This window comes from Kitasatospora sp. NPDC098663, assembly GCF_044760075.1.
Classification (GTDB): domain Bacteria; phylum Actinomycetota; class Actinomycetes; order Streptomycetales; family Streptomycetaceae; genus Kitasatospora.
In genome coordinates, this window is the sequence record NZ_JBIWAP010000013.1 from 52,860 (window position 1) to 64,034 (window position 11,175).

Genomic DNA, 11,175 nt, shown 5'->3' on the forward strand with positions numbered 1-11,175 from the left:
CGGTGAAGATCGACTACTGCGCGACGGGGTCGGCCGCGGGCCCGGAGACCGGCCCGGCAACCGGCCCGAGGGCGCTGCCCGCCACCCACTGCTCCCACGGCATGTTCCAGCCGTTGAGGCCGTTCTGCGGCGGCACGAAGTCCCCCGCCGAGGCCTTCGCCTCCAGCACGTCCCCCGGGATGGTGTGCTCGAACAGCCAGCCCGCCGGGGAGTCCTTGCTCGCACCGCCCTTGGCGTCGGCCAGGCCGATGCAGCCGTGGCTGGTGTTGGCCGCGCCGAACACCCCGGGATCCGCCCAGTAGTTGCCGTGCACGAAGGTGCCGGAGTTGGTCAGCCGCATCGCGTGCGGCACGTCCTTGATGTCGTACTCGTCGCCCATCCCGACGGTCTGCGAGTTCATCCGGGTCACCTTGTACTTCTCCGACACCACCATGACGCCCCGGTAGGTGGAGTGGTCACGGCTGCCGCCGGACACCTTGAGCACCCGCAGCACCTTGCCGCCCTGCCCGGCCCGGACGGTCAGGGTGTGCGCGTCCAGGTCGACGGTGGAGACCTGCGCCCGGCCGACGGTGAAGTGCAGGTCCTTGGTCTGGGTGCCGAACTCGCCCGGCGCGCCCTGCACGTCCTTCAGTCGCAGCGCCACCGTCACCTTGGTGCCGGCCGCCCAGTACTGCTGCGGGCGGACGTCCAGCCGCTGGTTGCCGAACCAGTGCGCGGCCACCGGGACGGGCGGGTCGGCGCTCACCTGGACGGCCTTCTCCACCGCTGCCCGGTCCGTGATCGGCCGGCTGAAGCGCAACGACACCGGCATGCCGACACCGACGGTGGAGCCGTCCTCCGGGGTGAAGAAGGCGACGAAGGTGTGCGCCCGGGCCATCGTGGAGAACGCCGAGTGCTGGGCCGCCCGTTGGCCCTGGTCGTCCTCGGCGACGGCGTCCAGGGTGTACGCGGTGCCCAGCGGCAGCGGGCCGTCGGGCGTCCAGGCGGCGCCGCCCGGGGCGATCGTGCCGGGGATCTCGGTGCCCCTGCTGTCGGCCAGCCGGACGGTGACCAGCCGGCCCTGCGTCGCCGTCACCCGGACCGGGCCCTCCGGCGGCACGTCCTGGGCGCCGTCGGCGGGCAGCGCCGTGACGACCGCCCGGGACGGCGGCGGGGGCGGGGTGTGCGCCCCGGACCCGGCGGCGTCCTGCGCGGGGGCCGCCGGGGAGCCGCCGCACCCCGTCAGGACGGCGAGGCCCCAGGCCACCGCCGCCGCCCGCCGCGCCCACACCCGTCCTCGGCGCCGCATACCGGGGCCTCCCACTGTCCACGTCCGGTACCGGGAAGGTCCGGTACCGGGGGCGCCCGCTACCGGGAAGTCCCGGTGCCGGGAACGTCCGGTAGCGGGAACGCCCGATACCGGGAACAACGAGGGCAATCGCGGCGGGGACACGCGCGGCCGCGCGAAATCCCCCCATCCATCGGCCGCCATCCGCCGGTAAGCCCCCGTTCAGCCGCTTCCGATCTGCGCAATCCGGGAAAGAGGAAGTGAACGGGGTCCGGGACACCCCGTCCAGGGAGGGTGCGGCCATGGCGTCAGGGCAGGAGCTGGAAGCCGGAGTGCGGCCGCCCGGCGGGGACACCGCCGAGCCACCGTGGCCCGGCAGCTGGCAGCCGCTCGGCGCCCGCTTCCGGACCGACCAACAGGGCCGCCAGGGAACCAACTTCGCGCTCTGGGCGGCCGGCGCCGAGGCGGTCGACCTCTGCCTGTTCGACGAGGACGGCCGGGAGGGCCGGCACCGCCTCACCGAGCAGGACTTCCAGACCTGGCACGGCTTCCTGCCCGGCGTCCGCCCCGGCACCCGGTACGGCTTCCGCGTGCACGGCCGGTGGGACCCGTGGACCGGCGCCCGCTGGAACCCGGCGAAGCTGCTGCTCGACCCGTACGCCCGTGCCGTGGACGGCTGTTACACCAGCCACGACGCGGTCTGCGCCGCCGTCCGCAACTGGCCGGAGGCGGACGTCGCCGACACCGTCCGGGACAACCGCGACTCGGCCCGCTACGTGCCCAGATCCGTGGTCGTCCACGATGACGACGACTGGTACGACGACCACCGCCCGAAGACCCCGTGGGCCGAGACGGTGCTCTACGAACTGCACGTGCGCGGCTTCACGATGCGCCACCCCGACATCCCGCCGGAGCTCCGCGGCACCTACGCGGGCCTGGCCCACCCGGCCGCCGTCGCCCACCTGACCCGCCTCGGCGTGACCGCCGTCGAGCTGCTGCCGGTGCACCAGTACGCCAGCGAGGACCACCTCCAGTCGCGCGGCCTGGTCAACTACTGGGGCTACAACACGATCGGCTACTTCGCCCCGCACGCCGGCTACTCGGCGGCCGGCTCGCGCGGCGGCCAGGTCGGCGAGTTCAAGCGGATGGTCCGCGCCCTGCACGCCGCCGGGATCGAGGTGATCCTCGACGTGGTGTTCAACCACACCGCGGAGGGCTCCGAACTCGGCCCGATGCTCTCGCTGCGCGGCATCGACAACACCGCCTACTACCGCCCGGCCCCGCACCGCCCGCGCGGCTACGCGGACTTCACCGGCTGCGGCAACACCCTGGACACCCGCCGCCCGCAGGTGGTCCGGCTGGTCACCGACTCGCTGCGGTACTGGGTCACCGAGATGGGCGTGGACGGCTTCCGCTTCGACCTCGCCGCCGCCCTCGCCCGCGGCACCGACGGCGTGGACATGGACCACCCCTTCCTCGCCGCCGTCTCCCAGGACCCGCTGCTCAGCCGGGTGAAACTGATCGCCGAGCCCTGGGACGTCGGCCCGGGCGGCTACCAGGTCGGCGGCTTCCCCCCGCTGTGGGCCGAGTGGAACGACAAGTACCGGGACACCGTGCGGGACTTCTGGCGCGGCGCCCGCCCGGACGTGCGCGAGCTGGGCTACCGGCTGTCCGGCTCCTCCGACCTCTACCAGCGCGGCGGCCGCCGCCCGTACGCCTCCGTCAACTACGTGACCGCGCACGACGGTTTCACGCTGCGCGACCTGGTCAGCTACGACCGCAAGCACAACGAGGCGAACGGCGAGGCCAACCGGGACGGCACCGACGACAACCGGTCCTGGAACCACGGCGTCGAGGGCGAGACCACCGACCCGGAGGTGAACGCCCTGCGGCTGCGCCAACTGCGCAACCTGCTGGCCACGCTGCTGCTCTCCACCGGCGTCCCCATGCTCACCGCCGGGGACGAGCTGGGCCGCACCCAGGGCGGCAACAACAACGCCTACTGCCAGGACAACGAGCTCGGCTGGCTGGACTGGTCGCTCCTGGCGGATCCCCGCTGGCGCGGGCTGTGCGAGCTGACCGCCCGGCTGATCCGGCTGCGCCGGGCCCACCCGGTGCTGCGGCAGCGGGCGTTCTTCTCCGGCCGGGCCGCCGCCCCGGGCGGCCAGCCGGACCTCGCCTGGTTCACGCCGCTGGGCAAGGAGATGACCGAGGCCGACTGGTTCACCCCGACCGCCTGCCTGGGCATGCTGCTGTCCGGCACCGCGATGTCCGAACGGGACGAGGCCGGGCGGCCGACGCTGGACGACAGCTTCCTGCTGCTGCTCAACGCCGGTCACGAACCGGTGCTGTTCACCCTCCCCGGCGAGCCCTGGGCCGCGCCGGAGGAGGCGTACGAGACGGTGGTCGACACCGCCGTCGAGGGCGGCGGCGAGCCCTGTCCGCAGGGCGCGACGCTGCTGGCCGGGCGCTCGCTGCGGCTGCTGCGCGCGCCCGCCGCCACGAACTGAGCGGTGTCGGCCGCGCGTGCGGCGCACTTCGGCCCGCGCGACCGGCCCCACCCGCCCCGCTTGTTCACCCGCGCCCCACCCGTACAGGTGGCCGGTTCTCGCCGAAGCGTTCTGTCAGGGGTGAAAAACCTGATGAGAAATGACGCGACCTCGTCCTACCCTCACGACGATGGCCGAGAACCGACAAGACGACGACACCGCGACCGGGCACCGCTCCACGGTCCGCTCCCTCCTGCGCCTGTGGCCCTACGCCCGAGCCGTTCGCCGCCGGTTGGCCGTTTCGGTGGCCGCCGCCCTGGTCGCCATGCTGAGCGTCCTCGGCGTCCCACTGGTCCTCGGCCGGATCGTCGACGGCCCGCTCGCCGAGCACGACCTGAGCGGGCTCTGGCCGCTGATCGGCGTGCTGCTGGTCCTCGGACTGGTCGAGGCCACGCTGTTCTACACCCGCCGGGTGGTCCTGGCCCGCCCGCTGGCCGGGCTGGAGACGGCCATGCGCGGCGACCTCTTCGCCAAGCTCCAGCGGCTGCCGATCTCCTTCCACGAGCGCTGGGGATCCGGCCAGCTGCTCTCCCGGGCCACCGCCGACATGTACACCATGCGGCTCTTTCTGGCCTTCCCGCTGGTCTTCCTGGTCGTCAACTCGGTGATGTTCCTCGTCGGCACGGCGGTGATGTTCACCCAGGACTGGCGACTCGCCCTGATCATCCTGCTGCCCGCCGTCCCGCTGTTCGTGCTCACCCGGCGGTTCGAGGCCGGCTACTCCGGCGCCTCCCGCCGCGCCCAGGACCAGAACGGCGACCTCGCCACCGTCATCGAGGAGTCCGTCCTCGGCATCCGCATCCTCAAGGCCTTCGGCCGCCACCGCTCGATGGCCGAGCGCTTCCGCGCCCAGGCCCACGACCTGCGCCGCACCGAACTGCGCAAGGCCGGACTGCTCGCCAACCTCTGGGCGGTCATCGTCGGCCTGCCCGAGATCGCCCTCGGCTGCGCCCTCGCCGCCGGCGCCTACCTGGTCGCCCACGACGAGCTGAGCGCCGGCACCCTGGTCGCCTTCCTCTCCACCGCGCTGGCGCTGCGCTGGCCGGTCGAGTCCCTGGGCTGGCTGCTCGCCTACGCCAACGAGGCCGCCACCGCCGCCGACCGCTTCTTCGAGGTGCTGGACGAGCCCGAGACGGCCGACCCGGGCACCGCCGAAGGACTCGGCGCCCCCGACGGCATCCGCTTCACCGGCGTCCGCTTCCGCTACCCCGACGCCCCCGACGACACCCCCGACCTGCTGGCCGGCATCGACCTGCACATCCGCAGCGGCGAGACGATGGCCCTGGTCGGCGCCACCGGCAGCGGCAAGACCACGCTCACCGCGCTGCTCCCCCGTCTGTACGAGGCTGGCGCCGGCACCATCACCCTGGACGGCCTGGACATCCGCGACCTCCCCCGGGAGCGGCTGCGCGAGCTGGTCGCGGTCGCCTTCGAGGAGCCCACGCTGTTCTCCGCCACCGTCCGGGAGAACGTCCTGATGGGCGCCCCGGGCGCGGACGACCAGCAGCTGCGCGCCGCCCTGGCCACCGCCCAGGCCTCCTTCGTGGACAAGCTCCCGGACGGCGTGGACACCGAGGTCGGCGAGCAGGGCCTGAGTCTGTCCGGCGGCCAGCGCCAGCGCCTCGCCCTGGCCCGCGCGGTGGTCGGCGAGCCGGCCTTCCTGGTGCTGGACGACCCGCTCTCCGCCCTCGACGTGCACACCGAGGCCCTGGTCGAACGGGCACTGCGCCAGGTCCTCGGCGCCACCACCGCCCTGGTGGTCGCCCACCGCCCGAGCACCGTGCTGCTCGCCGACCGGGTCGCGGTGCTCTCCGACGGCCGGATCGAGGCCGTCGGCACCCACCAGGACCTGCTGCGCGACTGCGCGCACTACCGCGAACTGATGTCGGGCGAGTCCGCCCCGACGCCCGAGGCCGTCCTGGTCTCCGAGGGGGGCACCACCCGATGACCACCACCATCTCGCCCGTCGGCCCCGCCGGACGGGAGACCGCCGAGCCGGTCGAGGAACAGCTGCCGCCGCCGCCCCCGGCCGACGAGGAGGACATCCCCGTCCCGCCCGGCGCGCCCCGGGCGCTGCTGCGCTCACTGCTCGGCCCGCACCGGGCCCGGATCGCCGTCGCGATGCTGGTGATCCTCGTCCAGCAGGCGGCCCTGCAGTCCGGCCCGCTGCTGGTCGCCATCGCGATGGACCGCGGCATCCCGGCACTGCGCGAGAGCGACAGCGGCCCGCTGGTCGCGGTGGTCTGCGCCTACCTGGGCTGCGCGCTGCTCAGCCTGCTGCTGCAGTGGGCGTTCATCAAGATCAGCGCCCGGGTCAACCAGGACATCCTGCTGGAGCTGCGCGGCCGGATCTTCCGGCACGCCCAGCGGCTGAGCCTGGACTTCCACGAGCGCTACACCTCGGGCCGGATCATCTCCCGCGCCACCAGCGACGTGGACGCGCTGCGCGAGCTGCTCTCCGAGGGCCTCCAGGAACTGCTGACCGTCCTCCTGTCGGTCTGCTACATCTCGGTGCTGCTGCTGGTGCTGGACTGGCGGCTCGGCCTGGTCTCGCTGGCGTCGGTCCTGCCGCTGGCGCTGATCGCCCGGTCCTTCCGCAGCCGCTCGCGCCGGGTCTACCGCCGCTCCCGCACCTCGGCCGCCTCACTGATCGTCCGCTTCACCGAGACCATGAACGGCATCCGCCCGGTGCAGGCCTTCCGCCGCGAGAAGGCCAACGACGAGGCCTTCGCCGTGGTCAACCGGCAGTCCGCCACCGCGACGGCGGACGGCCTGCTGGAGATCGCCCGCTACGTCGGCCTCTCCCGCGTCACCGCCAACCTGTGGACCACCGGCGTGGTGCTGCTCGGCGCCTACCTGGTCGCCGACGGCACGGTCGAGCTGGGTGTGCTCACCGCCTTCGTGCTCTACCTGCGCCGGCTCTACGACCCGATCGACCAGCTGGCGATGTTCCTGAACAGCTACCAGTCGGCCGCCGCCGCGCTGGAGAAGATCGCCGGCCTGCTCGCCCACGAGCCGACCGTCGCCGAACCGGCCGCGCCCGCCGAACTGCCGCAGGCCGCCGGCAAGGGGCGCGAGGTCCGCTTCGAGAAGACCCGTTTCGCCTACCGCACCGGCAAGCAGGTGCTGCCGCCGTTCGACCTGGTGATCCCGGCCGGGCAGACGGTGGCGGTGGTCGGCGCGACCGGCGCCGGGAAGTCGACGGTCGCCAAGCTGCTGGCCCGCTTCTACGACCCGGCCGACGGCCGGATCCGGCTGGACGGCGTGGACCTGCGCGACCTCGCCACCCCCGAGCTGCGGCGCGGCGTGGTGATGGTGACCCAGGAGTCCTTCCTGTTCTCCGGCACCGTCGCCGAGAACATCGCGATCGGCCGCCCCGGCGCCGGCCGCGAGGAGGTCGAGCAGGCCGCCCGGGACATCGGCGCGTACGAGTTCATCGCCGCGCTCCCGGACGGCTTCGACACCGACGTGCGCAAGCGCGGCGGCCGGATCTCCGCCGGGCAGCGCCAGCTGGTCGCCTTCGCCCGCGCCCTGCTCGCCGACCCGGCGGTGCTGATCCTCGACGAGGCGACCAGCTCGCTGGACGTCCCCGGCGAGCAGGCCGTCCAGCGGGCCATGCGCACGGTGCTGGCCGGCCGGACGGCGGTGATCATCGCGCACCGGCTCTCCACCGTGGAGATCGCCGACCGCGTCCTGGTGATGGACCAGGGCCGGATCGTCGAGGACGGCTCCCCGCAGGAGCTGATCGACGGATCCGGCCGCTTCGCCGCCCTCCACCAGGCCTGGCGGGACAGCCTGGTCTAGGCCCTGTCCGGTCGATCTTGGCGGATCAGCCCGCGGCGGTGGGCGCCCGGCTGGGCGTGCACCCGGATCGTCCTCGTACTGGGCGTACTTGGGCGATTCGGGCGTGCGTCCAGGCGGGATGCCCGGCGTCGCGGGCCCGGCAAGATCGGCCGGACAGGGCCTCACCCTCCCCGCGGCAGGGCGTCAGCGCAGCACCCCCGCGTCCATCCCCGACGACTCGGCGGGCAGGGCCACCAGCCCCAGCTCCGCCGGGGAGGCCAGCCGGGGGTGGGCCGGCAGCACCCGGACGGTGTAGCCGAACGGGCCGGTCCGGCACAGCTCCAGCGAGCCCTCGTAGCGGGTCCGGCCGTCCAGGTCGGACCCGCCGACCGGCTTGAGGGCGAGCACGCAGCCGTCCGAGATGCCGTCCGTCTCGTCCACCCGGCCGGACACCGCCTGCACCTCGACGTCGCCCGGCTCCAGCGCCCCGAGCGCGACCTGCACCCGCAGTGCCAGCGAGCTGCCCAGCTCCTGCGCCTCGTCCGGACAGTCCGCCTCGACGTGCTCGACCCGGACGGCCGGCCAGGCCTCCCGGACCTTCGCCTTCCAAGCCGCCAGCTCCAGGGCGCCGTGGTGCTTCGCCGCCGCCAGCTCCCGCTGGGCCAGCGCCGCCGGGGTGTACAGCCGTTCGACGTACTCGCGGACCATCCGCCCGGCCAGCACCTTGGGGCCGAGGGTGACCAGGGTGTGCCGGACCATGGCGATCCAGCGGTGCGGCAGCCCGTCCGTGCCCCGGTCGTAGAACCGCCCGGCGACCTGGTCCTCGATCAGGTCGTACAGCGCGGCGGCCTCGATGTCGTCGCGGCGCTCGGCCTCGCTGCTCTCCGGGTCGAGCACGCCGCCGGCCTCGTCGGCGGTGGGGATCGCCCAGCCGTTCTGGCCGTCGTACCACTCGTCCCACCAGCCGTCCAGGACGGACAGGTTGAGGCAGCCGTTGAGCGCGGCCTTCATCCCGGAGGTGCCGCAGGCCTCCAGCGGGCGCAGCGGGTTGTTCAGCCAGACGTCGCAACCCGGGTAGAGGTGCCGGGCCATCGCCATGTCGTAGTCCGGCAGGAAGACGATCCGGTGCCGGACGGCCGGGTCGTCGGCGAAGGCGACCATCTGCTGGATCAGCCGCTTGCCGCCGTCGTCGGCCGGGTGGGCCTTGCCGGCGACCACGATCTGCACCGGCCGGACGGGGTGCAGCAGCAGGGCGCGCAGCCGGTCCGGATCGCGCAGCATCAGGGTGAGCCGCTTGTACGAGGGCACCCGGCGGGCGAAGCCGATGGTGAGCACGTCGGGGTCGAGCACGGAGGAGACCCAGCCGAGTTCGGCCTCGCCGGCGCCGCGCTGGCGCCAGGAGTCGCGCAGCCGGCGGCGGGCCTCGTCGACCAGCTGGGCGCGCAGGCTGCGGCGCAGGTCCCAGATCTCGGTGTTGCCGATCCGCTCCAGGCCCGTCCAGCGCTTGGCGTCGCCGGTGGTCATGGCGTCCTCGGCGCGGTCGGCGCCGATCTCGGCGGCGCCGAGCCGCACGACGGCCGGGTCGATCCAGGTCGCGGCGTGGACGCCGTTGGTGACGGAGGTGATCGGCACCTCGGTGGTGTCGAAGCCGGGCCAGAGGCCGTTGAACATGGAGCGGCTGACCTCGCCGTGCAGGGTGGAGACCCCGTTGGCGCGCTGGGCGAGCCGCAGGCCCATGGCGGCCATGTTGAAGAGCTTCGGGTCCCCGCCGGGCCAGGTCTCGGCGCCGAGCGCGAGCACCGGTTCGACCGGGACGCCCGGCAGCGCGGCGTCGCCGCCGAAGTGGCGGGCGACCAGCTCGCGGTCGAAGCGGTCGATGCCGGCCGGGACGGGTGTGTGGGTGGTGAACAGGGTGCCGGCCCGGACGGACTCCAGGGCGGCGGCGAAGTCCAGGCCGACGCCGCCGGGGCCGGCTGAGCCGGTGGCGACCAGCTCGCGGATCCGTTCGACGCCGAGGAAGCCCGCGTGGCCCTCGTTGGTGTGGAACACCTCGGGGGCGGGGTGCCCGGTGAGCCGGCAGTAGGCGCGGACGGCGCGGACGCCGCCGATGCCGAGCAGCATCTCCTGGAGCAGCCGGTGCTCGCTGCCGCCGCCGTAGAGCCGGTCGGTGACGTCGCGCTCGGCGGGCGAGTTGGCCTCGATGTCGGAGTCGAGGAGCAGCAGCGGGACCCGTCCGACCTGGGCCTTCCAGATGTGCGCGGCCAGGGTGCGGCCGCCGGGCAGGGCGAGGTCGACCCGGCCGGGGGTGCCGTCGTCCTCCCGGAGCAGGCTGACCGCGAGTTCGTCCGGATCGAGCAGCGGGTAGCGCTCCTGCTGCCAGCCGTCCCGGCTGAGGGACTGCCGGAAGTAGCCGTGCCGGTAGAACAGGCCGACGCCGATGATCGGGACGCCGAGGTCGCTGGCGGCCTTGAGGTGGTCGCCGGCCAGGATGCCGAGCCCGCCGGAGTACTGGGGCAACGCGGCGGCGATGCCGTACTCGGGGGAGAAGTAGGCGATGGCGGCGGGCGGCGGGGTGGCGCCGTTCTCCTGTTGGGCCTGGTACCAGCGCGGGCCGCTGAGGTACTCGCGCAGGTCGTCGGCGAGGTCGCCGAGTCTGCGCAGGAACCGCCGGTCGGCGGCGAGGGCGGCGAGCCGGGCGGCCGGGACCTCCCCGAGCAGCCGCACCGGGTCCTCGCCGGTCGCGGCCCAGACCTCCGGGTCCACGGACCGGAAGAGGTCCCTGGTCTCGGGGTGCCAGGACCAGCGCAGGTTGAGGGCCAGCTCGTGCAGCGGCTGGAGTTGTTCGGGCAGGACGGTGCGGACGGTGAATCTGCGGATTGCCTTCACGGCGTGAAGCGTAGCCGCGATGTCCGTCATGACAGTGCGTCAAGTGGGCTATTGGGCATCCGTTCGGCCTATTGATGAGATCGCATTCGGCGCATTGGTCTGCACGGGGGGCGCGCGCGGCGCACATTTCCGGGGTCCTGCGCTACCAATGCATGAACACTGCGGAACAGGTCCATTTCCGATGGCTCATCCGCTCAGGACAAAGCCCGAAACTACTGTCGTACCGCTGCAAAAGTCTTGTCCCCGGTGCGAGGATGACTCAAGGTCGTTGATGCTGCGGGGAGTGCGGCGGCGGGTGGCGTCCGCCTTGAAGCAGCACGTCCGAATCCTTTTCGCGTTGATCGTTCCCCTTCTTCTTAGCCCATTCGGCGCTCACCTCGCACCGACGCGTGTCCTCGTGCTCGGCCTGCTCGTTCACGGGTCGACCGGGTCGCCCAGGGGCGTGCCCCTGGAGGCGCGCGCCGGGACGCGCGCGGCTCCAGGGCTCCCGTCGAGGGCTCGGCGGGCGCCGGGCAGGTTGCCGGGGACGGCGGCGCGGGCAGGCTTCCGGTCGCACGTCCTCCCCACCCAGCAGTCCTCCCGGTACTCCCCTGGCCCATCCCCGGCCCGCGGGAGCTGCCGCCGATCTCGGGCAGGAGTTTGACATGCACGGCGACACGCGGGACCAGTCCACACCGGTGGCCGACAGCC

The 11,175-nt window shown here is 73.5% G+C and carries 5 protein-coding genes; 3 read left to right on the forward strand and 2 right to left on the reverse strand.

All coding sequences use genetic code 11. The features are described from left to right. Positions 1-13: 13 nt before the first annotated feature. Positions 14-1,288: an Ig-like domain-containing protein gene (locus tag ACIQVZ_RS16520; protein WP_402450574.1), complete on the reverse strand. Its 1,275-nt coding sequence runs from the start codon at positions 1,286-1,288 to the stop codon at positions 14-16. Between the two features lie 281 nt (positions 1,289-1,569). Between ACIQVZ_RS16520 and glgX the strand changes: the two genes are divergently transcribed. The 3 genes from glgX (at position 1,570) to ACIQVZ_RS16535 (ending at position 7,620) form a co-directional block, all read left to right on the forward strand. Next, a complete protein-coding gene (gene glgX / locus ACIQVZ_RS16525) occupies positions 1,570-3,777 on the forward strand; it encodes a glycogen debranching protein GlgX (protein WP_402450577.1) in 2,208 nt (735 codons plus the stop codon). A 169-nt stretch (positions 3,778-3,946) separates the two neighbouring features. Continuing rightward, positions 3,947-5,764 carry an ABC transporter ATP-binding protein gene (locus ACIQVZ_RS16530; protein ID WP_402450579.1) on the forward strand — a complete coding sequence of 606 codons (1,818 nt, stop codon included), beginning with the start codon at positions 3,947-3,949 and terminating at the stop codon, positions 5,762-5,764. Continuing rightward, a complete protein-coding gene (locus ACIQVZ_RS16535; RefSeq protein WP_402450582.1) occupies positions 5,761-7,620 on the forward strand; it encodes an ABC transporter ATP-binding protein in 1,860 nt (619 codons plus the stop codon). Before ACIQVZ_RS16530 ends, ACIQVZ_RS16535 begins: the two co-directional genes overlap by 4 nt. Before the next feature lie 183 nt (positions 7,621-7,803). Here ACIQVZ_RS16535 and glgP read toward each other — a convergent pair whose 3' ends face one another. Then, positions 7,804-10,485: an alpha-glucan family phosphorylase gene (gene glgP, locus ACIQVZ_RS16540; RefSeq protein ID WP_402450583.1), complete on the reverse strand. Its 2,682-nt coding sequence runs from the start codon at positions 10,483-10,485 to the stop codon at positions 7,804-7,806. Between the last annotated feature and the right edge of the window lie 690 nt (positions 10,486-11,175).

Excerpts from the sequence above, each read along its gene's own strand:
- ACIQVZ_RS16520 (WP_402450574.1), bottom strand. The coding sequence starts at position 1,288 with ATGCGGCGCCGAGGACGGGTGTGGGCGCGGCGGGCGGCGGCGGTGGCC.
- ACIQVZ_RS16530 (WP_402450579.1), top strand. The coding sequence starts at position 3,947 with ATGGCCGAGAACCGACAAGACGACGACACCGCGACCGGGCACCGCTCC.
- ACIQVZ_RS16535 (WP_402450582.1), top strand. The coding sequence starts at position 5,761 with ATGACCACCACCATCTCGCCCGTCGGCCCCGCCGGACGGGAGACCGCC.
- glgX (WP_402450577.1), top strand. The coding sequence starts at position 1,570 with ATGGCGTCAGGGCAGGAGCTGGAAGCCGGAGTGCGGCCGCCCGGCGGG.